This window comes from Sulfitobacter sediminis (genome assembly GCF_040811725.1).
Lineage (GTDB): Bacteria > Pseudomonadota > Alphaproteobacteria > Rhodobacterales > Rhodobacteraceae > Sulfitobacter > Sulfitobacter sediminis.
Map to the genome: position 1 here is coordinate 19268 of NZ_JBFNXX010000013.1, position 22955 is coordinate 42222.

The window sequence follows — 22955 nt, forward strand, 5'->3', positions numbered from 1 at the left end:
AGCAGAGTGAGGATCTCAACTCTGCGCTGTCCAATTGGCACAAGTCGCGTTGGATAGTGGCTTGTCGCAGCACAAATTCAAAACGGATAAATAGGGTGACCAAGGTGTGCACCCTTGGCCACCCTGCTCCTTACTCAGGAGTGTCGGGCGGGGTGTCCCGATTTGCCAGCCGTGCTTCGAGCCATTCGAGCACCTCGGCTTCAACCCATCCCACCCGGTTTGGGCCTAGCTGTACCCGCTTAGGGAATAGGCCTGCCTTCTCCAGACGTGCGACATGTTGCGGCGAGTACAAGACCAGCTCCTTCAGCTGACGCTTCGACAGTATCCTCATCGCGATCTCTCCTTCATTGAAGAGCATCGCGATGCCCTAGGTTACGACAATGCCTAGGCAGGGTGAGCGTAGACGATCTCTGGTTTTGGAGCGAGTCTACATCGCAAACCGCTTTCTTTGGCACCCATTTGGCACCCAAACGGTGAGCTTCTTGCCCAAAGTATCTCTAAGATCTTGATTTTCTGGCGATCCCTGAAGGACTCGAACCCTCAACCTGCTGATTAGAAGTCAGCTGCTCTATCCAGTTGAGCTAAGGGACCGCTGTCGGCGTTTGTCACCTATCGAACGGAACTTGGCAAGTCCGAAGGAAACCGCAGGTTACAGCGATTTCGTCATGTAAACACTGAGCGGATAAGGCTTGTAATCCGCGAAGGGCGGACATTCCTCGAAACCAGCCTTGGCATAGAGCGCACGGGCCGGGCCAAAGGCAGGAGCAGTCCCGGTCTCGAGACTCAAACGGGCGATGCCTCTGGCCTTCGCTGCCGCCGTGAGCGCCTCAAGAAGCTTTCGGGCCACGCCCTGGCCGCGCGCCTCGGCCACGGTATGCATTGACTTGAGCTCTCCGTGATCCGGCCCGATCTGCTTGAGCGCGCCGATCCCGGGCAGTGTCCCGTTCCGCCGCACACCGATCAGCAGGGCGACCTCGGCGTTCAGCTTGGCAGGCAGGATGACGTGACAGCCCTCTTCCGGCGTCAATGCGCGCATCAGGTCAAAGTGACGCGTCAAAAGCGACTGCACGTCTGGTGTATCGGGGTTTTCGGGACCCGTTCCTAATGCGTCCATGCCCCGCGCCGACCGGTTGCGAAATTCTCACCATACCCGCCCGGGCGAATGTTGGGCTTGCGCTTGTGGGGCTCCTGCACCACAGCCTCGATCCCGTGCTCCTGCGCGTACTCGACCGCCGCTTCCTTGGTATCGAATGTCAGCCGGACCTGCGCCTGCGTGTCCGAGGACGACGTCCAGCCCATCAACGGATCGACCTCGCGCGCCTCGGCGGGGGCGAATTCAAGCAGCCAGTGATGTGTCTTGGCCGTGCCCGAGGACATGGCCGTGCGGGCCGGTTGGTAGATGCGTGCGCGCATGAAAGCTTACCTCTTTGATCGCGGTGCGGTTATCGGATATTTGGGCGCAGGGGGCAAGAGCCGGATCGCCGGGACCGGACGTCGCGTCCCCTTGAATGCCGCGCGAAACATGACACCTTAAGGGTCTGCCCAGCCAAGCGAGCCACCATGCCCCACGCCCACACCGATACCTCCACGATCGAGCCGTTCATGTCTAACCCCGCCCCCGACGTGCGCACGCGCGAAAAGCTGGAAGGGGGCAAGAAGTTCAGACTGAACACCGAGTTCGAGCCGGCGGGCGACCAGCCGACCGCGATCAAGGAGTTGGCCGCCGGCGTGCTGGATGGCGACCGCGACCAGGTGCTTCTGGGGGCCACCGGCACGGGCAAGACCTTCACCATGGCCAAGGTGATCGAGGAAACCCAGCGCCCCGCCATCATCCTTGCGCCGAACAAGACGCTGGCAGCCCAGCTTTACGGTGAATTCAAGGGCTTCTTCCCCGACAACGCCGTAGAATACTTTGTCAGCTACTACGACTACTACCAGCCCGAAGCCTACGTGCCGCGCTCGGACACGTATATCGAGAAGGAATCCCAGATCAACGAACAGATCGACCGGATGCGCCACTCCGCCACCCGCGCGCTGCTGGAGCGTGATGATGTGATCATCGTCGCCTCGGTCTCCTGCATCTACGGTATCGGCTCGGTTGAGACCTACGGCGCGATGACCCAGGACCTGAAGGTCGGCAAGATGTACGACCAGCGCAAGGTCATCGCCGATCTTGTTGCCCAACAGTACCGCCGCAACGATCAGGCCTTCCAGCGTGGCACCTTCCGCGTGCGCGGCGACGCGCTCGAAATCTTCCCCGCCCACCTCGAAGACCGAGCGTGGCGGCTGTCCTTCTTCGGCGAGGAATTGGAAAGCATCGTCGAATTCGATCCGCTTACGGGCGAGAAGACGGACACGTTCGAGCAAATCCGCGTCTATGCGAATTCACACTACGTCACGCCGAAACCCACGATGCAGCAGGCCATCCTGGGCATCAAGAAAGAGCTCAAGCAGCGCCTCGACCAGCTTGTCAACGAGGGCAAGCTACTCGAAGCACAACGGCTGGAGCAACGCACCAACTTCGATCTGGAAATGCTGGAAGCCACCGGCGTCTGCAACGGCATCGAGAACTACTCCCGCTACCTCACCGGCCGCGCGCCGGGCGAGCCGCCCCCCACCCTCTTCGAATTCATCCCCGACCACGCCATCGTCTTCGCGGACGAAAGCCACGTTTCCGTCCCCCAGATCGGCGGCATGTACAAGGGCGACTATCGCCGCAAATTCACGCTGGCCGAACACGGCTTCCGCCTGCCCTCCTGCATGGACAACCGCCCGCTGAAATTCGAGGAATGGGACGCCATGCGCCCGCAATCCATCTTCGTCTCCGCCACGCCCGCCGCATGGGAGATCGAGCAGACCGGCGGTGTATTTACCGAACAGGTCATCCGGCCAACCGGCCTTTTGGACCCGCAGGTCGAAATCCGCCCCGTCGAGATGCAGGTGGACGACCTTCTGGACGAGGTGCGCAAGGTGGCGGCAAAGGGCTACCGGACGCTTTGCACCACGCTGACCAAGCGCATGGCCGAGGACCTGACGGAATATATGCACGAACAGGGCATCCGCGTGCGCTACATGCACTCCGACATCGATACCATCGAGCGCATCGAAATCCTGCGCGACCTGCGCCTCGGTGCCTTCGACGTGCTCGTCGGCATCAACCTGCTGCGGGAGGGGCTCGACATCCCCGAATGCGGCCTCGTCGCGATCCTCGACGCCGACAAGGAAGGCTTCCTGCGCTCCGAGACCTCCCTCATCCAGACCATCGGCCGCGCCGCCCGCAACGCCGAAGGCCGCGTCATCATGTACGCCGACCGGATCACCGGCTCGATGGAGCGCGCGATGGCCGAAACCGACCGCCGCCGCGCCAAGCAGATTGCGTACAACGAGGAACACGGGATCACCCCCGAGACGGTGAAGAAGAACGTCGAGGATATCCTCGCCGGTCTCTACAAGGGCGACGTCGACATGGCCCGCGTCACCACCCAGATCGACAACAAGATGGCTGGCTCCAACCTGCAGGTGGTGCTGGATGGGTTGCGCGACGACATGCGCAAGGCCGCCGAGAACCTCGAATTCGAAGAGGCCGCGCGTCTGCGGGACGAGATCAAGCGGCTCGAAGCGGTGGATCTGGCCATCGCCGACGACCCGATGGCGCGGCAATACGCAGTGGAAAAGGCCGTGGACGATGCGCAGAAGGCGTCGGGGCGCAGCACCATGGGCCGGGGCGGCATGCGTGGAGGTGTGAAGCGTCGGGGGAAGCGGGGGCGGTGAAGGCAGCAGCAATCGGCCTGACGCTTCTTGCCCTGCCCGCTGACGCATGGGAATTCACCCCCAGCACGCCCTGCCTTCTGACCCATGAGACCGGCGAGGTCGCGGTCGAGCTGACCTATGACCCCACGGCTCCGCTCTACTCCATCTCGCTCACACAAAAGACGCCGTTCGACCCCGCGCCGATCTTCTCAATGCGGTTCAATGGTCCCTTCCCGCTCGCCATTTCGACGGATCAGCACCGCCTTAGCAATGGCGGACGCACCCTAACGGTCGTCGACCAAGGGTTTGGCAATGTCCTGAACGGGTTGCAGTTCAACGACACCGCTGTCGCGACCCTTGGCGCGCGCTATGTCCCCATTCCGCTCAAGGATGCCGCTGATGCAGTGGCAGCGTTCCGCGCCTGCGATGTGGTGCCCACGACCTGACGCGCAGGCGGCGTTACCCCCGAAACCCCGTATGCAGCACCACCGGCACGACGATATCCTCTTCGTCCACCAGATGGCGGTCCAAGAGCTTCTCGAACCCTTCGATCTTGCGCAGGAACGCCCCCGCCTCGCCTCCCTGCAAAACCGCATTCGCCGCCCCGGCGAAGTCGTGTAGCAGCGGGTCAATCGCCTCGTGATCCGTCTCCAACAGCTCGAACCCCCGCTCCAGCCGGGGATCAAGCTGGACAAGCTGCGGAAAGTAATGCGCATCCTCGATCTGGTGATGCCCGTGCAACTGGTTCAGGAACGTCCCGCCGTAATGTGACAGCCGCTGCGCGTAAGTTTCAAACGGCATCTTCTTGTCCAGCAACCCCTGCGCGTCCTCCCGCAACAACTGCATCAACTGCCGGAACATCAGATGCCGTTGCATCCAGAACTGGATCATCTCACCAAAATTCGGGTGCCCCTCCCACTGCGCGCGCGGGTATTGCTCGGCCAGAACACGCAGGGCGTCTGGCAATGCCTTGCGCTGGTGCAGGCTGTCTTTCAGATTTTTTTCCATGCGCCGCGACATAGGCGGAAATGCCTGCAAAACAATGGCATTTCCGTCTTTTTAGCCAAGGTAAATGAGACGCCCGCAAATAATTTTTGGGAACCGCAAGAGGGGTGGGACGTTTTGTCGCCAACGATCAATTGAATTTGTCACGAAGGAGACAAGCAATGGAATATGGCATTCTCGGCCTCATCATCCTGATCGCGGACATTTACGCGATCTATCAGGTTCTCACTTCCGGCGCATCGGGCCTGTCCAAGATCATCTGGTCTGTGGTGATCATCGCCCTGCCCGTGATTGGCTTGCTGGCATGGCTGATCTTCGGCCCGCGCGGTGGCGAAGTGCGCGTGTAATCACACAGTACGGCTGAAAAGTATCAAAGCCCGGCGCCTCATAGCGCCGGGCTTTTTCGTGACTCATTTACCGCACCAGAGCGTGCTCGAGACTTGTGCTTAAGCGCGTTAACCTTTTGTTAACCATCTCGGCCAAACCTCCGCGCAGGAGGCCGCGATGCGACTGATTTTTCTGATTTTACTGACGCTTCTATCCCTTTCCACCGCTGCGCAAGCAGGCGCATGGCTGCGCGAGCGTGGCGAAGGCTTCGTCTCCCTCTCCTTCGGTGCCACCCGGTTCGATGAAACCAAGAACGCGCTCTACATCGAATACGGCCTCACCGACGCCCAAGACGTGCGCAACGGCTTCGGCAACCTCTTTGCCCGCCGCGCGCTTGGCCCCACCGACCGACCCCACCGCTTCGCCTACGAGATCGGCCTTGGCGGCCTCTGGGGCAACGAAATGCAGCTGCCGACGGTCAAGACGGGCGTCTCATGGGGCTACGGCTTCTCTCACGCCTCAGGCAACGGCTGGATGAGCCTCGATGCCGCCTATGTCTACGAACCGCGCATGGGCAACCATATCGCGAAGATCGACGGCACGCTTGGCGTCGATTTCAGCACCCTCACCACGGGCCTGATCGAATTCACTCTTTCCGAACAGAACGACGACGCTTACGGCGCGGTGGAACCATCCCTCCTGTTCCGCCCGCGGGGCAGTTCGTTCAACGTCAAGATCGGTGCTGAGATCCCTTACAAGGAAACTGAGAAGAGCGCGCTCAAGCTCGGCCTCTGGCACCGATTTTGACAGACCATTGCCCCGCGCCGCGCAAGGCGCGGGGCAATGCCCTCACCGGCTGTCCATTCGTACCGTGGCCATCACCCGCCCCCGCACCGCCGAGGGCCAGACCAGCTGCACCTGGTCCCGGTTCGGCCCGAAACCGATATCCGCATAGGGCATGACATACTGCCGCACGTTGTTTGCGTTCCGGATGCCGCCGATGGCCATGACGCTCTCCACCGCCCGCGTCTCCCCGCCAAAGGGCAGGTGATCGCCCGCGACGATGACCCAGGCGGTGTCTTCCGTCCCTTGCGTAAAATCGATGACCGCCGGGTTCGACGCCTGCGTCGTGATACCGAGGAAGGAATTCCCGGTCATTACAACGTTTCTGTTCCGGGTGTCGTCGAGATCGGCAAAGGTGGTGTCCACCCGCTCCACCCGGTCCACCGCGCCGTTCAGCGTGCGGAACCGGTTTCCGGTGATTGCCACCCCGTTCAGGAAGTGTCCGGTCCCATAGGGCTTCACCACGATCCAGCTGATCCACGGGGCCACGTCACCCGACAGGAACATGTTGTCCGTGATACTCAGCGAGCTGAACGAAAAACCGGTCGTGAAATCGGGGGCAGGATCATATTCATTCGTCCACTCGATAAAGCAGTTGTCGATGTAGTTGTTCGAGATGATCGACCCCGGCGAATTGCTGGCCAGAATGATTCCCGCGGACCGGATGCCGTCCGGCACCTCATCGCCCTGAAAGAAGTGGTTGCCGGTGAAGATGTTGTTCGACCCGCCCAGAAGTCCAAAGTGCCGGAACCGCGTCGCCCGGTTGTTGCGGATCTTGGCGTCGTTGGTGTTGGTGTTGAACCCGATGGTCCTGCGCGCGGGCACATCGAGCGCATCTTCCGCTGACAGGAACTGGCACCTGTCGATCAGCATCCCCTGGCAGCCCGTCCCGATGGAGGTGATCCCCCGGTCCGCAGGACGGCTGACGAAACAATCGCGCAAATGAAAGGTGATCCCGCCCCGCGCCAGCATGATCCCGCTGCACCGGTCATTACACTGGAACTCGATATCCGCCATCACGAACTTGCTGAGCGACTCAAACCGCCGAAGTCGATGATGTATTTGAACTTGCGGAAGGTGTACGTCTGACGCCCTGCCGCCCCGTAAAGCGGTTTGCTCAGCGTGATCTCCTGCCGCGTCAGGTCCTTGTCCCTCACGTAAACCTCGCGCCCCACGCCCGGCCCTTCTACCAGCGCGCCGATGGGAATGCTCGACACGTTGTCGACCGCCGTCAGGGTGCGCGAGTCCGTTGGCGCATAGGTCGCGGGCGAGGAAAAGACATCCGTATTCCACGCAGCACTCGCCGCCGCCTCCAGCTGCCCGTTCCGCACGACGCGCCGCGTCGCATAGCTCGTGCGGTCCGGCACAGCCCCCTGCATATCGAGAGGCTCCGTGACGTTCACCTTGCGCCCGCCCATGTCCAGCGTCTCGTGATCGACGTTGTTCAAGAGCGCCTGAAACGCCTTCTTGAAGGCCAGTTCCTCATCCTCGAAAGCCTCGATATAGGTCGGCAGATCAAAGTTGCGCCTGAGCAGCAGCACCGCCGACGCAGGCATCGTCACCCGCCCCTCAAAGCGGACGGGCGTATCGACCGTCACATCGCTGTTCAGCAGGAACACCCCCTCCGGCACGAAAAACGTCCGCCCATTGGCCGCGGCATTCGCCGCCTCGAAGGCGGTCGTGCAATCGGTCGTCCCGTCGCCCACGGCCCCGAAATCCGTCACATCGACAATCGACACCATGTCGCGCAGAAAGACCGAGGTGACATCCTCGATCTGGATGTCATCCACCCGCACGATCCCGCCGTTCGGCCCCACAAGGTCGATCCCGAAATGCCCGTAGATCGGCTCCGTCCCCCAGGGCATGTCCACCCCGCCGCGCGACCCCGTGCCGACGATGGCGCTGATCTCGACCACCTCGCCGTAGCTTTGCAGCGTCGTGAAAAAGGAAAACTCCTGCAGTCCCGCCACCCGGCTCCCGTCCCCGCGCGCCGGATAGCCGCCGATCCGGACCGAAGGCAGGTTGCCACTGATCGCCTTCACCCGCGTGCTGATCCGCAGGTAACACCCCGGCAGGATCGGCGTCTGCCCCATGAACCGAACCTTTTGCGTGTTCTGCGTCTTGAGCAGTTCCAGCGCACCGCCGAAATCCTGGTCCGCCGCGATCAACAGGGCGTTCGCGGCGTTCTCATAGGTATCCGACCCCGGCGTCCCGTCCCCGCTCGACCAGACGTCCAAACCTTGCGTGAACGATGTCGGCATCAGAACCAAACCTTCGGTAATCGCCTTGTTCATCAATAATCCCTTTCCGCAGGGCAGGCGCGCGCCGCCCCGACTGATTGCCCATCATCCCGACCAGAGGCCGCCGGGGCAGGGAAGTATCAACGAAGGCTTAATCGCCGCTGACATCACCGCGCGCAGTCGGGCGCAACAGCGGGGCGCAAACGAAAACGGCCTGCCCCTCGGGGCAGGCCGCTTAGCTTTGAAACGAAACTCGGATCAGACTGTCGGTTGCGGCGCTTCCAGTATCTGCACGCCCGCGATCCGCCAGCCTTCCTCGGTCTCCTGCATCCGGTAAAGCAGCAGGTGCATCACGCCCTTCTCGTCAATGATCTGCACCTTCTGCCAAAGCGACCCGCCGTGGTCGAGCAGTTCGAGATACTGCACATCCGCCGGACGCCAGACCATCGGATAGCCCTGCGTCACTATCCGCTGAAAGTTCTGCGGTGTCTGGAACAAATCCTGCAAGCGCGGGGAAGCATAGGTGAAAGCCTGCTCGAAATCATCCGCCTTGAAGGCCTCGATCTGGCTGCTGATCGTCCCTTCGATCTCAGCCTGCTGCGCCCCTGCCCCCACGGCCAGCATCAGCCCCAGCGCCACACCGCCAAGGGTATTGAGAATGGATTTCCACATGATCGCTCTCCCGTGACCTGCCTATCAGAAGTAATCCGCAGTCAGGTCACGGCAAGCGCATCAAGCCGCCATCAGCTTTCCTGCCAAGGCGTCGTCGATCAGCTGCACGGTCTCGTCCACGCCATAAAGTGCGATAAACCCGCCAAATCGCGGCCCCTGCGACGCGCCCAAGAGCACCTCGTAAAGCGCCGTGAACCAGTCGCGCAGCGGCTCGAACCGGGGCTTGCCCACGGCAAAGACCATCGACTGCAACTCCTCGGCATCAAGGCCGCCATCCCAGGCCACCAGCTTTTCGCGCAACTCGACCAACGCCTCGCGCTCCAACTCAGTCGGCGCGCGGAACACCTTCTGCGGCTTCACGAAGTCGTTGTAGTACCGCACCGCGTACCCCGCCGCCGCATCCATCCCCGGATGCGTCTCGGGCGAGGCCTCGGGCGCATACCGCTGGATGAACCCCCAAAGCTGCGACTTGTCCTCGGCAGAAGACACTGACGCCAGGTTCAGCAGCATCGAGAACGGCACCACCATGTCAGACGTCGGCACATCGCCCCCGTGGATATGCCATACCGGGTTGTTCACCCGCGCCGCCGCATCCTGCGTCTCATAGGCGCGCAACTGCTGGTGATACTCGTCCATCGCCTTCGGGATCACGTCGAAATAAAGCCGCTTTGCCGTCTTGGGCTTGAGGAACATGAAATAAGACAGGCTCTCGGTGCTGGCATAGGTCAGCCATTCGTCAATCGAGATACCGTTGCCCGAGGACTTCGAAATCTTCTGCCCGTTCTCGTCGAGGAACAGCTCATAGCTGAAGTGGTTCGGCTTCTTGCCGCCCAGTATCTCGCAAATCCGGTCGTAGATCGCCGTGTTCGTGGCATGCTCCTTGCCGTACATCTCGAAATCCACGTCCAGCGCAGCCCAGCGCGCGCCAAAGTCTGGCTTCCACTGCAGCTTCACATTGCCGCCCGTCACCGGCAGCGTCATCTCAGTCCCGTCTTCGTCGTCGAAGGTGATCGTGCCATCCTTGGCATTCACCTCCTTGATCGGAACGTACATCACGCGGCCCGTCTGCGGATGAATGGGCAGGAAGATCGAGTAGGTCTGCCGCCGCTCTTCACGCAGCGATTTCAGCATGACCGCCATGAGCTCGTCATAGCATTCCGCCGCCCGCAACAGGATCTCGTCGAACTGCCCGGACTTATAGAACTCGCGTGCCGAATAGAACTCGTACTCGAATCCGAAGGTATCAAGGAACCGCCGCAGCATGGCGTTGTTGTGATGCCCAAAGCTCTCGTACTCACCGAACGGATCGGGGACGGATGTCAACGGCTTGTGCATGTGCTCCGCCAGCATCTCCTGCTGGGGTACGTTGCCGGGCACCTTGCGCATGCCATCAAGATCGTCCGAGAAGCAAATAAGCTTCGTCGGAATGTCCGAAATCTCTTCGAACGCCCGCTTGATCATCGTCGTGCGCAGCACCTCGCCAAAGGTCCCGATATGCGGGAGCCCGGACGGCCCATAGCCCGTCTCGAACAGCACATAGCCCTTCTCCGGCGGTGCCTTCTCGTAACGTTTCAACACCGCGCGGGCCTCTTCGAAAGGCCACGCCTTGCTGGTCATTGCCGCGTCACGCATCTCAGACATCTGGATCATCCATTCTTCACAGCCGCGCACCCCATGTGCGCCGGGCTGCGCGTGTACCTATTGCCTCACCCCCAAGCCGTCAATATTCTGCACCGCAACATGAAATCCCAAAGGAAACCCCATGTCCGATGACGTCTCCCTCTCGCTCAGCGCACAGGACAGCCTTGTCGCGCTCATGGTGGCGGTCTCGGCCTCGGACGAGGACATCCGCACAGCAGAGCTGATCAAGATACAGGCGGCCGTGAACATGCTGCCGATCTTCGCGGGCTACGACACCGACCGGATGAGCACGATCACCAAGACGGTTTTCGACCTTTTCGAGCAGGAAGACGGTCTCGACGCCCTCTTTGGCCTCGTCAAGGAAGCGCTGCCTCCGCGCCTTTACGAGACAGCCTACGCGCTGGCCTGCGATGTCGCTGCCGCCGATGGAACGCTCGAAGAGGCGGAGCTGCGGCTGCTCGAGGAAATCCGCTACGAGCTTGAAATCGACCGTTTGCACGCCGCCGCCATCGAACGCGGCGCACGCGCCCGCCACCTCAGTTGAAATCATTGTGTTATTAATGTGTTAACGGCCATTAGGTCATTGGCATGCCTGCAAATTTCCCGTCTGTCCCCACGGGGACAGGGTACCGGCCTCAGGCTTCCGTTTGCCCGTACATCGCATCCCATCGCTCGATGAGTGCCTGTTGCACCCGCTTGGCACGCCGGTTCCACGACCGCGCCCCGGGCGGCCGCTCGCGCTCCTCGCGGCTGATCCCGGCACGCGCCGCGTCATCGGCCGCAAAGATCGCAAAGGCCATCTCCCGCCCGTCGCGCGCCGTCACATAGCCCGCCAGGGTCGAGACGAAATTCAGAGTGCCGGTCTTGGCGTCCACACGGATCGCCTGTTGCTTGACCGGACGGCCCTTTTCGTCCCGGAATTCGAAAGACTTCAGGATCGGCCGGAAATCGGTATCCCGTACCGCCAGCAACCCCTTGGCCATATCCAACGTGGTCAGTCGGCTGTCCTCGCCCAGCCCCGAATGGTCCACTAGCTTGGGCGCGGTCATGTCTAGCGCATCAATCGCCCAGCGGTTCATCTCCGCCGCCGAGGCGCGCAAGTCGCCCACCTGCCCCAACCGCTTCGACGTCGCGGCAAGGCCCACCATCTCGGCCGTCAGGTTGGTCGAGAACCGCAGCATGTCCCGCAGGATGTCGCGCAGATCGCCGCTGGCGAACCGCACGAGGACCTCGTGCGTCGGCAGCGCGTCGATCACCTCCGGCTTGCGCAGCCGGATGCCATGCGCCCCGGCAAGCGTTGCGAAAACCTCGCCCGCATAAAGCCCAGGCCGCCGCACCGGCAGCCAGCGCGCCCCGCCCTGCCCCAAGGCTCCGCGCGCCACTGTCCATTGATCGCGCCCGTTCAGGTCGGCATAGGTATAGACAGGCGTCGACCGGTCCTCGATCCGCATCGCCGCGATGGTCACGTCGGGCCGATACTTGCGTGACCGACCGTCCATGGTGACGGCGTATTTGCCGTCGGCGCGCTTCCATTCGAAATGCACCCGGTTGAAATTCAAGGCCAGTCCCGAAACAGCCGGATTGTAGCCCACGTGTTCGGGCTGCGCCGGGTCGATCTGGCGCATCACCGGCAATCCGGCTTCGTAGACCTTGAAATCACCCTTCACGCCGTGAATGCCGGCCTGTTTCAGCCGCGCTGCCATCTCGGCCAGCCCGTCGGTGTCGAGCGTTGGATCGCCCCCACCAATAAGCAGCAGATCGCCCTGCACTTCGCCATTTGTCACGCCGCCCGAAGCGGCCACCAGCGTCTCGAAACGATGCCCGGCCCCGAGCGTCTTCAGCGCATAGAGCGCCGTCACCGCCTTGGTCACACTTGCGGGCGGCAGACCCGTCTGTTCGTTCTCGCACTCCAGCCACGCACCCGTACGCGCGTCGGCCATCGCAAATGCCACCTGCCCCGACAGATTGGCGTCCCGGATAATCTCTTCCGCACCGGGAATGGTGCGTTTGAAGAACTCCGGGCCGCGCAGCACCGGGCGAAGGGAAGTCGTCGGCGGCGCGGCAAGTGCCGCCTGTCCGGCCAGCGCAAAACCCGCTGCCGATCCAAGGAACTTCCGCCGAGAAAGACCGCCACTCATGGCCCAAGTTAAAGCGCACCCGCGCGACGCGTACAAGCAGCACGGTATCACATTTTCACGCCCCGGACCCCATGCTAAGCGGCATCATGCAACGCGCCGTCCTGATTATGTTCCTGGCCATGTCCCTGATCCCCGCGGGCGACAGCGCAGGCAAGCTTCTGACCTCGACCTTCGGCGTATCGCCGCTCTTCGTCGCGTGGTCGCGCTTTGCGCTTGGCACGCTGATGGTTCTGCCCTTCATCAGCCCCGATGCGTTGCGCTTGCTGCGCGACTGGCGCATCTGGCTGCGCGCGGCGATCCTCGCGGGTGGCATCTCGGCCATTCAGACCGCGCTCAGCACCGCAGACGTGGCCACCGTCTTCGCCGCCTTCTTCATCGGCCCGATCTTCAGCTACGCGCTCGCGATGATCTTCCTGCGCGAACCCGTGACGCTGCTCCGCAGCGCGCTGATCCTCATGGGCTTTCTCGGCGTGCTGCTCGTCGTCCGCCCCGGCGCGGGCAGTGATCCCGGTGTCCTTTGGGCGGTGGTTGCGGGCCTCTGCTACGGCGCGTTCCTCACGATGTCCCGCTGGCTCTCCGGCCTCGGCACGCCCATCGCCCTCACCTTCAGCCAACTGTCGATCAGCGCGCTCCTGCTGCTCCCCCTCGGCCTCAGCCATCTCCCCCCGGGGACAGCGACCATCGCGGGCCTCACGCTCACCTCCGCGCTCTGCTCCATGCTCGGCAACCTGATGCTGCTCTACGCCTACCGCATCGCGCCCGCCACACGCCTCGCACCGCTCGTCTATTTCCAGCTGATTGCCGCCGTGATCCTCGGCTGGGCCATCTTCGGCGACCTGCCCGACGCTTTCACCTGGGCCGGGCTCGCCGTGATCATCACCGCCGGTCTTGCCTCAGCCCGCCTGCGCTGACCACGCACCACTAGCCCGGATCGCGGTCGAGGACACATCGACCATCGGCACGTTCACGAAACACCACGCAGGCGCCTCTGCCCCCGCCAGCAAATGACTGAACCGCCCCGGAATGCGATAGGACGCGTAAATCGCCGCAGCCCGGCTCATCCGGGCCGATATCCGCTGCCCGGGCCGCGCCAGCACGCCCACCGGGACCCCTTCGATGATCTGCCGCCAGTCCTGCCACAGATGCAGCTGCGCCATGTTGTCCGCCCCCATCAGCCAGACAAAGCGCACACCGGGATAAAGCGCCCGCATCCGCGCCAGCGTCTCGGCCGTATACCGCGTGCCCAGCCGCGCCTCGATATCCGTCACCTCGACGCGCGGATGCCGCATCACCTCGCGCGCCCGCGCCATGCGCGTCTGGAGCGGCGCAGGCCCCCGCGCCTTCAGGGGATTACCGGGAGAGACCAGCCACCACACCCGGTCCAGCCCGAACCGCTTGAGCGCCTCACGCGTGATATGCGCGTGGCCCGCATGCGCCGGATCGAACGACCCGCCCAAAAGCCCGATCACCTGACCGGGCGCGGCAAAGGGAATGTCATGGCGGAACAAGAACGGCCCCCGAATTGCTTCAGGGGCCGAAAGGACGGGCATAAGCCCGCAATGTCAACGCGGTTAGTGCGCGTGCTTGACGATCTCACCCGACTTCAGCCGCGCGAAATAGCTGTTCATCTCGCGCTTCACGATGGGCATCAGGAAATAGAGCGCGGTGATATTCACGACCGCCATGGCAAAGATCATCGCATCCGAGAAGTCGATGACCGCGCCAAGGTTGGCCGCCGCCCCCACGATGATGAAGAAGCAGAAGATCACCTTGAAGATCAGCTCCTTCGTTTTCCCCTCACCGAAAAGGTACGTCCACGCCTTCAGCCCGTAGTAGGACCAGGAGATCATGGTCGAAAAGGCAAAGAGGATCACCGCAACCGCCAACACGTAAGGGAACCAGCTGAACCCGGTGGCAAAGGCCGCCGATGTCAGCGCGACCCCGGAATTGCCGTCAACGGTCTGGATCGCCGAACCCGCCTCGTTCAGGATGAAGTTGCCCGTGGCCGGGTCCATGACCAGCTGACCGGAGATGGTGATCACCAGCGCCGTCATCGTGCAGATCACGACCGTGTCGATGAAAGGTTCCAGCAGCGACACGACACCTTCAGTAATCGGTTCCTTGGTCTTGACCGCCGAATGCGCGATGGCAGCCGAGCCAACGCCCGCCTCGTTCGAGAAGGCCGCCCGCTTGAACCCTTGGATCAGCGCGCCGACAAATCCACCCGCAACGCCAAGGCCCGTAAAGGCTCCTTCGAAGATCTGCCCAAAGGCCCAGCCGATCTGGTCCGCGTTCACGATCAGGATCACCAGTGCCGCGGCGACATAAAGGATGCCCATGAAGGGCACGACCTTTTCAGTCACCTGCGCAATGGACTTGATGCCACCGACGATCACCATGAACACCACGGCGGCAAAGATCACGCCCGTAATCAGACCCGAGAAATCTCCGGTGATCTGGGTGATCTGCGCATGCGCCTGGTTGGCCTGGAACATGTTCCCGCCACCCAGCGCACCACCGATGGTAAAGATCGCAAACATCACGGCCAGAAAGGCACCGCCCGGCAGCCCACGTTCCTTGAAGCCCTTGGTCATGTAATACATCGGCCCGCCCGAGACGGTGCCGTCCGGGTATTCATTGCGGTACTTCACCCCGAGCGTACATTCGGTGAACTTCGAAGCCATCCCCAGCAGACCCGCGAGGATCATCCAGAAGGTCGCCCCCGGCCCGCCGATGCCCACGGCCACCGCCACACCGGCGATGTTGCCCAGACCCACGGTCCCGGACAGCGCTGTCGCCAGCGCCTGGAAGTGGCTGACCTCGCCCGCGTCGTTCGGATCGGAATAGTCGCCCTTCACCAGCGAGATCGCATGGGAAAAGGAGCGCAGCTGGATGAACCCGAAATAGATCGTGAAGACCGAGGCCGCGACCACCAGCCACAGCACGATCCACGGGAAATTCGTCCCCGGCAGGTTCATGAAGATCAGGTTCACGAACCAGCCCGTCGAATTGGCGAAAATGTCGTTCACACGCTGATCAAGGCTGACCGCGTCCTGCGCGGCAGCCAGCGTCGGCAGGCCAAGCGCGCTAGCGGTCAGACCTGTTGCAAGAATTCTGTTCATATCTGCCCCCTCAGGCTCACGGAATGATGGTCAGCGGCACGCTGGCTGTCGCAGCCAGACGTCCGGTGACGCCGCCAAAAACACGCTCTTTCAGCCCGCGGGCACCGACACGGCCCACGACGATCTGCGCCGCCTCATGCTTTTTCGCGGTCGCATCGAGGATATCCGCCGCATCACCGTGCTGGACGATCCCAACGACCTGAAAGCCCGCTGCCTCGGTCTCTTTCACCGCAGGATCGAGCACCCGTTCATGCGCGATCTTCAGCTCTTCCTCGCGCCGCCTGTGGCGCTGTTCGTTCTCTTCCGGAGTCTGGAAGGTAAAGGGCGACCATTCGATCACGTAACAGATCGCGATGACGCAATCCCCGATCAGCTTGGCCTGTCCCTTGGCAAAGGCCAGCGCGCGCGCGCCGGCCTCCGACCCGTCCAGACCCACGACGATTGTGGTTTTTGACATGTGATTTCCTTACTGTCCCTGTCGCGACCGGCGTTCTTCGTTCGGGATCGCCGTGTACGCGGTTTCCCCCGTGTCCTGCCCCGAGACCCGGAACAACCACAGGTTGGCGGAGAGTGTACCAAAATGTCGCAGTCCATATCGACTTAAGACTTGAAAACGGACAGTCATATCGACCGTTATTCAGGGAAACGGAAGTCGAAGCGGAAAGAAAACCCCGACGCTTGCGCGCCCTCCACCAGTCGAATCCCAGTGCCCCGCGCACCATTTTCGCAGGCGATACGCCCGGTGCGCGGAACCAACCTCCGCGCCCGCCGATGCCCACTCCTTGCGTTGATCTTGCCCCGCGCGCGGGATATTGGACTGCGAAAGCCTTTCAACCCAGACAGGATTCCGCCCATGGCCGCCTATCAGTACGTTTACCACATGTCCGGTGTCTCCAAGACCTATCCGGGCGGCAAGAAGGTGTTCGAGAACATCAACCTCAACTTCCTGCCGGGCGTGAAGATTGGTGTGGTCGGCGTCAACGGCGCCGGTAAATCGACGCTTCTCAAGATCATGGCGGGCCTCGACAAGGATTACTCGGGCGAGGCTTGGGCCGCCGAGGGTGCCAAGGTCGGCTATCTTCCGCAGGAGCCGAAGCTCGACCCGAACCTCACGGTGCGCGAAAACGTCATGCTGGGCGTGGCCGAGAAAAAAGCGATCCTCGACCGCTACAACGAATTGGCCATGAACTACTCGGACGAGACCGCCGACGAGATGGCCAAATTGCAGGACGACATCGACGCCCAGAACCTCTGGGACCTCGACAGCCAGATCGACGTCTCAATGGAAGCGCTGCGCTGCCCGCCCGACGACGCCGATGTCACCAAGCTCTCGGGTGGTGAGGCGCGCCGCGTGGCGCTCTGCAAGCTGCTGCTCGAAGCGCCCGACATGCTGCTCCTCGACGAACCGACCAACCACCTCGACGCGGAAACCATCGCCTGGCTGCAACAGCACCTCATCGACTACAAGGGCACGATCCTGATCGTCACCCACGACCGCTATTTCCTCGACGACATCACCGGCTGGATCCTCGAACTGGACCGCGGCCGCGGCATCCCCTACGAGGGCAATTACTCCGCCTGGCTGGAGCAGAAGGCCAAGCGGCTCGAGCAAGAAGCGCGCGAGGACAAGTCCAAGCAGAAAACGCTTGAGCGCGAGCTGGAATGGATGCGGCAGGGCGCCAAGGCGCGGCAGGCCAAGTCCAAGGCCCGGATCAACGCCTACAACGAACTGGCCGCCCAATCCGAGCGCGAGAAACTCAGCCGCGCCCAGATCGTCATCCCCAACGGCCCGCGCCTTGGCAACAAGGTGATCGAGGTGAACGGGCTGTCGAAACACATGGGCGACAAGCAACTGATCGAAAACCTCAGCTTCTCGCTCCCCCCCGGCGGCATCGTCGGCGTGATCGGCCCCAACGGCGCGGGTAAGTCGACGCTCTTCAAGATGCTCACCGGGCAGGAGAAACCGGACGCGGGCACCATCGAATACGGCGACACGGTCGATCTGTCCTACGTCGACCAGTCCCGCGACGACTTGAACGCGAACGACACCGTCTGGGAGGCGATCACCGGCGGCGCGGAGCTGATCAAGCTGGGCGATGCCGAGGTGAACAGCCGCGCCTATTGCTCATCCTTCAACTTCAAGGGCGGGGATCAGCAGAAAAAGGTGGGGCTCCTGTCAGGCGGCGAACGTAACCGGGTGCACATGGCGCGGCTGCTGAAGTCGGGGGGCAACGTACTGCTGCTCGACGAACCGACCAACGACCTGGACGTGGAAACGCTGCGGGCGCTTGAGGATGCTTTGGTCGATTTCGCAGGCTGTGCCGTAGTGATCTCGCACGACCGCTTCTTCCTCGACCGGATTTGTACGCATATCCTCGCCTTCGAAGGCGAGGCGCATGTGGAGTGGTTCGAGGGGAACTTCGAGGACTACGAAGAGGACAAGAAGCGGCGGCTCGGGGCGGATGCGCTGGAGCCGAAGCGGTTGAAACATAAGAAATTTGTGCGGTAGGGCTTGGGCGAGCTGGGCAATTCCTGCAATCTCAACACGCCGTCAACTGTAGGATGGGTGCTTGCACCCATCTTTCCGATCTACCTGTCTAGACGATGGGTGCAAGCACCCATCCTACGGCTCTCCGAAGTCACCTTCCGGTTCACCAATCCATTCCATCGGAACCCTGCCGTTCAGTCGGTCCCGGTGGATTGACGAAAACGGCCATGCCATTGGGCTAGACACATATCCGTGTTTGACTGGATTACCCCAGCAATAAGACAAGTGAGCGACGAAATCCGTCTCATCCCGAATGCAATGTTCCCAGAAGCGTCGTTGCCAGACGCCTCTCTCCTGCTTTGCACATTGCGAAGCGCCAATGGGCGAGCGTATTCCAGAAGCACGCGAAAAACGCGACTTGATCAGCCTCCAACGTGTCGAAAAATCTGCGTCCCCTTCCGGCAAGGTCCAGATGGTGTGCAGGTGATCAGGGAGAATCACAGCCGCATCGCAGACGAATGGGCGTTCGTCCATCGTTAGACGAAAAGCGCGGCGCAGTTCTGAAATCCGGTCAATCAGAATGCCCGAGTTTCGGTCTGCTAGCGTCACCGTGAAAAAGTAGGTCGCTCCAGGAACACGAAGGCGGCGGTATGCGGTCATGTCCAAAGAAAGAAGGAACTTGGTTAACAGACGATAAACGCAGTCTCTGAGCCCCCTTGCCCCCACCCCCCAAACCTGTCACACATCCCCTCGCTAACGTTTTTCTACCTCGACCCCCTGTCTCCCTTAATCCGGCGCCACGTTCGACTAGACCGACCAACGCCGGGTCATCGCACCAACGCGGATGACGTATCAAAAGGAGACACGACTATGGCCACTGGCACAGTCAAATGGTTCAACACCACCAAAGGCTTCGGCTTCATCGCACCCGATGGCGGCAACAAGGACGTTTTTGTCCACATCTCTGCCGTTGAACGCGCGGGCCTTACCGGCCTCGCCGACAATCAGAAGGTGACCTTCGACGTCGAAGCGGGCCGCGACGGCCGCGAGAGCGCTGCGAACATCGCGCTCGCCTGATGCCCCCAAGAAAGCAATCAGGGGAACGCCAATGGCGCTCCCCTGATCCCACCCAGAAATTCTGGATATCGCGGCCCCCGCACGGGCCGCTTTTGGCTCACTCCGCGGCCATCGCGAAGACCGGCTCGAACGCTTCCATCTCCGCGGCCTCCTGCACCGCAAGCGCTTCCATCGCTTCGTGCAGACGGTCCCCGGCAGAACGGCCCGACCACAGGCGCCGGTCGGAAAGCGTTTCGACGCGCAGCATCGGGGGCGTGTCCGCCTCGCAACGCTCGGTGTCCCAGGCGGCCTGGAGGGCGGCGGTCGCCTTGGACACCACGTCATCGGTCTTCAGACGGCCCCGGCCCGTGATGTAGCCGGCGAAACGTCCCTGGCCCGCGTAGGCCAGTTTGAAGGTAAGCCCGTCAAGCGCCCCGGTCGCGGCCGTTGCGACGGCTTCAAGGTGCTGACGGAAGGCAGGGGCAGAGACGTTTTCATGCACGTCACGCAGTCCCACCACGTCGAGAGAGAAAAGTTGCATCTGGTAGCAGCCTTCGGGCAGGCGCAGCAGCTCGTTCTCAAGGGTGCGGAAGTCGGTCACGCCCTTGGTTTCAAGCGCCAGCACCTCGTCGAAGCGGATGCGCATCTTGGCGGTCATCTCGGCCAGCGAGTGCTGGGCCTGACGCTCACGCAGCAGGCTGTCGTTCAGCATCGCGGCGGTGTTGATCCGTGCGCCCAGATCGAGGCCGTTGAGCGGCTTGGTCACGAAATCCGTGGCACCGGCGCCAAAGGCACGGCCCATCAGGCTCGGGTCGCGGCTGGCGGTGATCATGATGATCGGCGTCGCGCGGTAGGCGGCCTTCTGGCGGACCATGTCGCAAAGCTCGATCCCGTCGATACCCGGCAGCATGATATCCAACAGGAAACAGTCGAATTGGGTGGGGTCGGTGTCCATCACTTCCATGGCGTCCTCGGCGGTCTCGCAGCAGACCAGGTCGCATTGCATGTCATCACCGGTCAGGGCATCCCGCAGCAGGTCCAGAACGATGGGGTCGTCATCAACAGCCAGAATACGCATTTTCTTCCTCTCAGTATGTCGGGCGATGCCCAAACCCCCACGGTTTATGTCCTTAGTGAAAGCTGACGATTGCGGGCAGGATTGTGTTCAAGATCGGGCAATTTGAAGATCGCGAGATATTTTCGGCCCAATTGTGGCGGGAATGTGCCGCTGCCTTTTGAAGGCCCGCTGATCGTCCGGATTCTCGCCGCAATCGGCCAAATTCTTGAACATTTTCAGGGGAGAGCGTCGATCCGACATATTATAGTGAGTCGCGGTTTCGGGGAACGCGCCCAAAAGGAAGGATTCGCGGCCCCGTCTCTGCCGTCTTTCCGTCTTGATCGCGCAGACGGCCTGCGTCGCCCATCCGTCATCGGTGACAAGCACACGGCAATTTGACTGTCCGCTCGGCAACAATGGGGCGAATTCTGGCGCGGCAGGGTTGATAATGAGGAACGCTTTGCGAAAATGGTGTCTCCGAAATCTGAATTATGGAGCGTCCCATGGACCGCCGCACTTTCCTGGCCAGCACCCTGGCCGCCGCTGCCCTGCCGCAGGTACTTGCGGCCTCGACCGCCGCCTACGACCCCAGACCGCAGGAAGTGGCGATCAAATCCCAATTCGGAACCGGGCAGCTTCTGGTGCTGCCACGCAGCCATTACCTTTACTTCGTCACCGCCCCGGGGCGCGCGATGCGCTATGGCGTGGGCGTCGGCAAGGCGGGTTTCGAATTCACCGGCACCGCAACCATCGCGGTCAAGAAAGAATGGCCCACATGGCGCCCGACGGACGAGATGATCGAGCGTGAGCCGGAGAACTACAAGCGTTTCATCGGCAATACCGACGCACAGCCCGGTGGCCCCGACAACCCGCTTGGTGCCCGCGCGCTCTATCTCTTCGAAGGGGGTAAGGACACGTTCTTCCGCATCCACGGCACGAACCAGCCCAATTCCATCGGGCGATCGGTGTCGAACGGCTGCATCCGGATGATGAACGAGCACGTCATCGACCTGTACGAACGGGTGCCGATCGGCACGAAGGTGACGGTGCTGTAACGCCTCAGTACATCTGTTTCAGGAAAGGGCCCGCGCTTATGCGGGCCCTTTTCGCATCAGCCGTTAGAAGGGCGCGCTCTTGACCTGGCTGACCCATCGCGCCCGGTTCGCGGGCGCGGGATAGGGATCGGGCCAATACTCTACCTGCCGCCAGATAACCCCATCGCGCAGGGTGTGAAAGGTTAACGCGACCGCCTTGACCGCTCCGTCGGTGACGCCCACCTCGGTCACCACCTCCCGCCCTTCCGCCACGATCCGCCGCAGATCGAAACGCCAGGGCCCCTGCGCAGGGTAGGTCGCATTCAGGCCGGCGAAATTCGCGCGACCCGTCAGGTATTCCCCGGTTTGCGGCATGTAGTACTCGAAGTCCTCCGAGAGCAGCAGGCTGGCGGCGGTAAAGTCATTGCCGCCCATCACGGTCCAGAAATGCGCAACGAAGTCACGCGGTGTATCCGGCATGGCTCGACTCCTTGCAGCATAAGAAAGGGCCGACGCACAGCGCCGGCCCCTGGTTTGGATTTCGGAACTGGGTCAGTTCAGCGCCTTGTCCGTGATCTCATGGGTCCAGGCGCCTTCAGGCTGCTTGGTGATCACAGGGTCGGAGCCACCAGCAAGCAGCGTATCCACCGTGCGCTGGAAATCCGCCTCGACCAACGAGCCGTCGGAACCAGCCGTCAGCTTGGCGATCTCGCCCATCATGCGCACCTGATGCGCCTCGGTCTGGGCACCGGTCTCGTCATTGTCCAGAACGATCTCGGCGGCTTCCTGCGGGTTCGCTTCCGCATACTTCCAGCCTTTCATCGAGGCGCGCACGAAGCGCACCATCTTGTCGACAAAGACCGGGTCCTGCAGGTTTTCTTCCAGCACGTAGATGCCGTCTTCCAGCGTGGCCACGCCCATGTCCTCGTACTTGAAGGTCACCAGCTCATCTTCGGACACGCCCGCATCCAGCACCTGACCGTATTCGTTGTAGGTCATCGTCGAGATGCAATCCGCCTCGCGGTTCAGCAGCGGATCGACGTTGAACCCCTGCTTGAGCACCGTCACGCCGTCCTCGCCCCCTTCGGTCGAAATCCCTTCCTGGCTCATCCAGCTCAGGAACGGATATTCATTGCCAAAGAACCAGACGCCGATGGTCTTGCCCTTGAAATCCTGCGGCCCGGTGATCCCTGTGTCCTTCCAGCAGGTCAGCATCAGGCCAGAGGATTTGAACGGCTGCGCGATGTTCACCACCGGCAGACCCTTTTCCCGCGCGGCCAGCGCAGAGGGCATCCAGTTCAGCATGGCATCGGCACCGCCACCGGCCAGCACCTGCGGCGGCGCGATGTCGGGACCGCCGGCGAGGATCTCGACCTCGAGCCCTTCTTCCTCGTAGAACCCCTTGTCGAGCGCCACGTAATAGCCCGCGAACTGGGCCTGCGTGACCCACTGCAACTGCAGCGTCACGGAATTGGCGTGCCCGTCTGCAAAGACGGGTGCACCGCCCATGCCGACTGCAACTGCCGCCGCCAACATCATCTTCTTCATCATTGTCATACTCCTTGTTGGTTGTTGTGCCCCT

23 protein-coding genes, 1 tRNA gene and 1 pseudogene are annotated in these 22955 nt (G+C 62.0%); 9 read left to right on the forward strand and 16 right to left on the reverse strand.

The features are described 5' to 3' along the window. Positions 1–130 precede the first annotated feature (130 nt). The 4 genes from AB2B41_RS16125 to AB2B41_RS16140 all read right to left on the reverse strand — a co-directional run bounded on the left by AB2B41_RS16125 (position 131) and on the right by AB2B41_RS16140 (position 1413). On the reverse strand, positions 131–358 hold the full coding sequence (locus tag AB2B41_RS16125) for a helix-turn-helix transcriptional regulator (RefSeq protein ID WP_367878844.1): 228 nt from the start codon (positions 356–358) through the stop codon (positions 131–133). Between the two features lie 156 nt (positions 359–514). Next, positions 515–591 (reverse strand) — tRNA-Arg (locus AB2B41_RS16130). A 58-nt stretch (positions 592–649) separates the two neighbouring features. Continuing rightward, on the reverse strand, positions 650–1114 hold the full coding sequence (locus tag AB2B41_RS16135) for a GNAT family N-acetyltransferase (RefSeq protein ID WP_367878845.1): 465 nt from the start codon (positions 1112–1114) through the stop codon (positions 650–652). After that, entirely contained in the window at positions 1102–1413 is a 312-nt protein-coding gene (locus AB2B41_RS16140) for an ETC complex I subunit (protein WP_367878846.1), read from the reverse strand. Before AB2B41_RS16140 ends, AB2B41_RS16135 begins: the two co-directional genes overlap by 13 nt. Before the next feature lie 147 nt (positions 1414–1560). On the opposite strand from AB2B41_RS16140, the gene uvrB reads away from it, so the two are divergent. Beyond that, complete coding sequence (uvrB, locus tag AB2B41_RS16145; protein WP_367878847.1) at positions 1561–3771, forward strand: excinuclease ABC subunit UvrB; 2211 nt, start codon at positions 1561–1563, stop codon at positions 3769–3771. Next, positions 3768–4196, forward strand: coding sequence for a hypothetical protein (locus tag AB2B41_RS16150; RefSeq protein ID WP_367878848.1), 429 nt, complete (start codon positions 3768–3770; stop codon positions 4194–4196). The genes uvrB and AB2B41_RS16150 overlap by 4 nt, the downstream gene beginning before the upstream one ends. Positions 4197–4209: 13 nt before the next feature. Here AB2B41_RS16150 and AB2B41_RS16155 read toward each other — a convergent pair whose 3' ends face one another. Further along, positions 4210–4758, reverse strand: coding sequence for a hemerythrin domain-containing protein (locus tag AB2B41_RS16155; protein ID WP_367878849.1), 549 nt, complete (start codon positions 4756–4758; stop codon positions 4210–4212). Between the two features lie 158 nt (positions 4759–4916). Here AB2B41_RS16155 and AB2B41_RS16160 point away from each other — a divergent pair, with 158 nt between their 5' ends. Then, positions 4917–5102, forward strand: coding sequence for a PLDc N-terminal domain-containing protein (locus AB2B41_RS16160; RefSeq protein WP_367878850.1), 186 nt, complete (start codon positions 4917–4919; stop codon positions 5100–5102). 157 nt (positions 5103–5259) lie between these two features. Further along, entirely contained in the window at positions 5260–5889 is a 630-nt protein-coding gene (locus AB2B41_RS16165; protein WP_367878851.1) for a hypothetical protein, read from the forward strand. A gap of 42 nt (positions 5890–5931) precedes the next feature. On the opposite strand, the pseudogene AB2B41_RS16170 reads toward AB2B41_RS16165, so the two are convergent. The 3 genes and pseudogenes from AB2B41_RS16170 to AB2B41_RS16180 all read right to left on the reverse strand — a co-directional run bounded on the left by AB2B41_RS16170 (position 5932) and on the right by AB2B41_RS16180 (position 10478). Next, positions 5932–8219: pseudogene (locus AB2B41_RS16170) on the reverse strand (right-handed parallel beta-helix repeat-containing protein). A 204-nt stretch (positions 8220–8423) separates the two neighbouring features. Beyond that, complete coding sequence (locus tag AB2B41_RS16175; protein WP_367878852.1) at positions 8424–8837, reverse strand: DUF4864 domain-containing protein; 414 nt, start codon at positions 8835–8837, stop codon at positions 8424–8426. Between the two features lie 60 nt (positions 8838–8897). Further along, positions 8898–10478: a lysine--tRNA ligase gene (locus tag AB2B41_RS16180; protein WP_367878853.1), complete on the reverse strand. Its 1581-nt coding sequence runs from the start codon at positions 10476–10478 to the stop codon at positions 8898–8900. Between the two features lie 121 nt (positions 10479–10599). Between AB2B41_RS16180 and AB2B41_RS16185 the strand changes: the two genes are divergently transcribed. Further along, a complete protein-coding gene (locus AB2B41_RS16185) occupies positions 10600–11022 on the forward strand; it encodes a tellurite resistance TerB family protein (RefSeq protein ID WP_367878854.1) in 423 nt (140 codons plus the stop codon). Positions 11023–11113: 91 nt separating this feature from the next. Here AB2B41_RS16185 and dacB read toward each other — a convergent pair whose 3' ends face one another. Then, positions 11114–12616 carry a D-alanyl-D-alanine carboxypeptidase/D-alanyl-D-alanine endopeptidase gene (gene dacB, locus AB2B41_RS16190; protein ID WP_367878855.1) on the reverse strand — a complete coding sequence of 501 codons (1503 nt, stop codon included), beginning with the start codon at positions 12614–12616 and terminating at the stop codon, positions 11114–11116. A gap of 86 nt (positions 12617–12702) precedes the next feature. Between dacB and AB2B41_RS16195 the strand changes: the two genes are divergently transcribed. Further along, on the forward strand, positions 12703–13527 hold the full coding sequence (locus AB2B41_RS16195; RefSeq protein WP_367878856.1) for a DMT family transporter: 825 nt from the start codon (positions 12703–12705) through the stop codon (positions 13525–13527). Here AB2B41_RS16195 and AB2B41_RS16200 read toward each other — a convergent pair. The 3 genes from AB2B41_RS16200 to AB2B41_RS16210 are packed head-to-tail and all read right to left on the reverse strand — an operon-like array spanning position 13510 to position 16195. After that, positions 13510–14166 carry a nicotinate-nucleotide adenylyltransferase gene (locus AB2B41_RS16200; protein ID WP_420014306.1) on the reverse strand — a complete coding sequence of 219 codons (657 nt, stop codon included), beginning with the start codon at positions 14164–14166 and terminating at the stop codon, positions 13510–13512. The genes AB2B41_RS16195 and AB2B41_RS16200 overlap by 18 nt on opposite strands. Before the next feature lie 21 nt (positions 14167–14187). Further along, positions 14188–15738 carry an alanine/glycine:cation symporter family protein gene (locus AB2B41_RS16205; RefSeq protein ID WP_367878857.1) on the reverse strand — a complete coding sequence of 517 codons (1551 nt, stop codon included), beginning with the start codon at positions 15736–15738 and terminating at the stop codon, positions 14188–14190. Between the two features lie 16 nt (positions 15739–15754). Beyond that, complete coding sequence (locus tag AB2B41_RS16210) at positions 15755–16195, reverse strand: universal stress protein (RefSeq protein WP_367878858.1); 441 nt, start codon at positions 16193–16195, stop codon at positions 15755–15757. A 396-nt stretch (positions 16196–16591) separates the two neighbouring features. Here AB2B41_RS16210 and ettA point away from each other — a divergent pair, with 396 nt between their 5' ends. Continuing rightward, on the forward strand, positions 16592–18247 hold the full coding sequence (ettA, locus tag AB2B41_RS16215; protein ID WP_367878859.1) for an energy-dependent translational throttle protein EttA: 1656 nt from the start codon (positions 16592–16594) through the stop codon (positions 18245–18247). 114 nt (positions 18248–18361) lie between these two features. On the opposite strand, the gene AB2B41_RS16220 is transcribed toward ettA, so the two are convergent. Further along, entirely contained in the window at positions 18362–18886 is a 525-nt protein-coding gene (locus AB2B41_RS16220; protein ID WP_367878860.1) for an REP-associated tyrosine transposase, read from the reverse strand. A gap of 210 nt (positions 18887–19096) precedes the next feature. On the opposite strand from AB2B41_RS16220, the gene AB2B41_RS16225 reads away from it, so the two are divergent. Continuing rightward, positions 19097–19303 carry a cold-shock protein gene (locus tag AB2B41_RS16225; protein WP_367878861.1) on the forward strand — a complete coding sequence of 69 codons (207 nt, stop codon included), beginning with the start codon at positions 19097–19099 and terminating at the stop codon, positions 19301–19303. Positions 19304–19400: 97 nt separating this feature from the next. Here AB2B41_RS16225 and AB2B41_RS16230 read toward each other — a convergent pair whose 3' ends face one another. After that, positions 19401–20360 (reverse strand): PleD family two-component system response regulator, encoded by a 960-nt coding sequence (locus tag AB2B41_RS16230; protein ID WP_367878862.1) that lies wholly within the window; start codon positions 20358–20360, stop codon positions 19401–19403. A 482-nt stretch (positions 20361–20842) separates the two neighbouring features. Here AB2B41_RS16230 and AB2B41_RS16235 point away from each other — a divergent pair, with 482 nt between their 5' ends. Further along, the gene (locus AB2B41_RS16235; protein ID WP_367878863.1) at positions 20843–21394 is read left to right on the forward strand and encodes a L,D-transpeptidase; all 552 of its coding nucleotides are present in this window, start codon (positions 20843–20845) and stop codon (positions 21392–21394) included. A 63-nt stretch (positions 21395–21457) separates the two neighbouring features. Here the strand turns inward: AB2B41_RS16235 and AB2B41_RS16240 are convergent, their stop codons facing one another. Then, entirely contained in the window at positions 21458–21853 is a 396-nt protein-coding gene (locus AB2B41_RS16240; RefSeq protein WP_367878864.1) for a nuclear transport factor 2 family protein, read from the reverse strand. Between the two features lie 72 nt (positions 21854–21925). Beyond that, positions 21926–22921, reverse strand: a complete 996-nt coding sequence (locus AB2B41_RS16245; protein ID WP_367878954.1) for an ABC transporter substrate-binding protein — start codon at positions 22919–22921, stop codon at positions 21926–21928. Positions 22922–22955: the final 34 nt, after the last annotated feature.

Excerpts from the sequence above, each read along its gene's own strand:
- AB2B41_RS16160 (WP_367878850.1), top strand. The coding sequence starts at position 4,917 with ATGGAATATGGCATTCTCGGCCTCATCATCCTGATCGCGGACATTTAC.
- dacB (WP_367878855.1), bottom strand. The coding sequence starts at position 12,616 with ATGAGTGGCGGTCTTTCTCGGCGGAAGTTCCTTGGATCGGCAGCGGGT.
- AB2B41_RS16245 (WP_367878954.1), bottom strand. The coding sequence starts at position 22,921 with ATGAAGAAGATGATGTTGGCGGCGGCAGTTGCAGTCGGCATGGGCGGT.
- uvrB (WP_367878847.1), top strand. The coding sequence starts at position 1,561 with ATGCCCCACGCCCACACCGATACCTCCACGATCGAGCCGTTCATGTCT.
- AB2B41_RS16180 (WP_367878853.1), bottom strand. The coding sequence starts at position 10,478 with ATGTCTGAGATGCGTGACGCGGCAATGACCAGCAAGGCGTGGCCTTTC.
- AB2B41_RS16230 (WP_367878862.1), bottom strand. The coding sequence starts at position 20,360 with ATGCGTATTCTGGCTGTTGATGACGACCCCATCGTTCTGGACCTGCTG.
- AB2B41_RS16210 (WP_367878858.1), bottom strand. The coding sequence starts at position 16,195 with ATGTCAAAAACCACAATCGTCGTGGGTCTGGACGGGTCGGAGGCCGGC.
- AB2B41_RS16205 (WP_367878857.1), bottom strand. The coding sequence starts at position 15,738 with ATGAACAGAATTCTTGCAACAGGTCTGACCGCTAGCGCGCTTGGCCTG.
- AB2B41_RS16240 (WP_367878864.1), bottom strand. The coding sequence starts at position 21,853 with ATGCCGGATACACCGCGTGACTTCGTTGCGCATTTCTGGACCGTGATG.
- AB2B41_RS16155 (WP_367878849.1), bottom strand. The coding sequence starts at position 4,758 with ATGGAAAAAAATCTGAAAGACAGCCTGCACCAGCGCAAGGCATTGCCA.
- AB2B41_RS16165 (WP_367878851.1), top strand. The coding sequence starts at position 5,260 with ATGCGACTGATTTTTCTGATTTTACTGACGCTTCTATCCCTTTCCACC.
- AB2B41_RS16175 (WP_367878852.1), bottom strand. The coding sequence starts at position 8,837 with ATGTGGAAATCCATTCTCAATACCCTTGGCGGTGTGGCGCTGGGGCTG.
- ettA (WP_367878859.1), top strand. The coding sequence starts at position 16,592 with ATGGCCGCCTATCAGTACGTTTACCACATGTCCGGTGTCTCCAAGACC.
- AB2B41_RS16140 (WP_367878846.1), bottom strand. The coding sequence starts at position 1,413 with ATGCGCGCACGCATCTACCAACCGGCCCGCACGGCCATGTCCTCGGGC.
- AB2B41_RS16220 (WP_367878860.1), bottom strand. The coding sequence starts at position 18,886 with ATGACCGCATACCGCCGCCTTCGTGTTCCTGGAGCGACCTACTTTTTC.
- AB2B41_RS16200 (WP_420014306.1), bottom strand. The coding sequence starts at position 14,166 with ATGCCCGTCCTTTCGGCCCCTGAAGCAATTCGGGGGCCGTTCTTGTTC.
- AB2B41_RS16135 (WP_367878845.1), bottom strand. The coding sequence starts at position 1,114 with ATGGACGCATTAGGAACGGGTCCCGAAAACCCCGATACACCAGACGTG.
- AB2B41_RS16235 (WP_367878863.1), top strand. The coding sequence starts at position 20,843 with ATGGACCGCCGCACTTTCCTGGCCAGCACCCTGGCCGCCGCTGCCCTG.
- AB2B41_RS16225 (WP_367878861.1), top strand. The coding sequence starts at position 19,097 with ATGGCCACTGGCACAGTCAAATGGTTCAACACCACCAAAGGCTTCGGC.
- AB2B41_RS16195 (WP_367878856.1), top strand. The coding sequence starts at position 12,703 with ATGCAACGCGCCGTCCTGATTATGTTCCTGGCCATGTCCCTGATCCCC.
- AB2B41_RS16185 (WP_367878854.1), top strand. The coding sequence starts at position 10,600 with ATGTCCGATGACGTCTCCCTCTCGCTCAGCGCACAGGACAGCCTTGTC.
- AB2B41_RS16125 (WP_367878844.1), bottom strand. The coding sequence starts at position 358 with ATGCTCTTCAATGAAGGAGAGATCGCGATGAGGATACTGTCGAAGCGT.